Source organism: Vibrio sp. 1249-1 (assembly GCF_033340495.1).
The window spans coordinates 1-890 of the sequence record NZ_JAWOWJ010000269.1 but is presented as its reverse complement, the minus strand read 5'-3'; the positions used below and the strand labels follow the sequence as shown (position 1 = coordinate 890).

General features: G+C 50.7%; 1 protein-coding gene. It reads left to right on the top strand.

The genetic code is table 11. The annotated features are described in order from the left end of the window. Positions 1-890: FMN-binding glutamate synthase family protein (locus R7Z50_RS25760; protein WP_318149511.1), on the top strand; the 890-nt coding region annotated here is incomplete at both ends.

The following is an 890-nucleotide window of genomic DNA, read 5'->3' as shown; positions in this document are numbered from 1 at the left end:
CCGCTCAAGCTCGCTATTCCTTTATTGGTGTCGGACATGAGTTTTGGTGCGCTTTCGGAAGAAGCGAAAATCGCGCTGGCAAAAGGTGCGGAGTTAGCCGGAACTGGGATTTGCTCCGGGGAAGGCGGCATGTTGCCAGAAGAGCAAGCCGCTAATTCGCGATATTTTTATGAGCTAGCCAGTGCGAAGTTTGGCTACGACGAATCCAAGCTCCTAAAGGTTCAAGCATTTCACTTTAAAGGCGGACAAGGTGCGAAAACGGGGACAGGAGGCCATCTTCCTGCCAACAAAAACGTTGGTAAGATCTCTCAGGTGAGGGGCATTCCTGAAGGGCAACCTGCAATATCGCCACCAACCTTTACCGATCTTCATACTACTCACGATTTCAGAAAGTTTGCCGACAGAGTTCGTGGCATTACTGGCGGTATTCCGATTGGCTTTAAATTAAGTGCTAACCATATTGAGCAAGACATCCAGTTTGCGCTCGATGCGAGTGCCGATTACATCATTCTCGATGGCCGTGGTGGTGGCACGGGCGCGGCACCAACCATGTTCCGTGATCACATTAGCGTACCGACCATTCCTGCGTTAGCCCGCGCACGTAAATACTTAGATGAAAAAGGTGCAAGTGACCGTGTCACGTTAATCATCACTGGTGGACTTCGCGTTCCTATGGATTTTGTCAAAGCGTTAGCGCTCGGTGCAGACGGCGTGGCGATAGCGAACAGCGCGATGCAATCAATTGGTTGTGTTGCAGCTCGTATCTGCAACACCAATAACTGTCCGGCAGGCATTGCGACACAAAATGCCGATTTGAGGCAGCGTCTCGACGTCGAAAGGTCATCCCAGCAACTGAAAAATTTCTTCGAATCCTCAGTCGAGCTCATGCA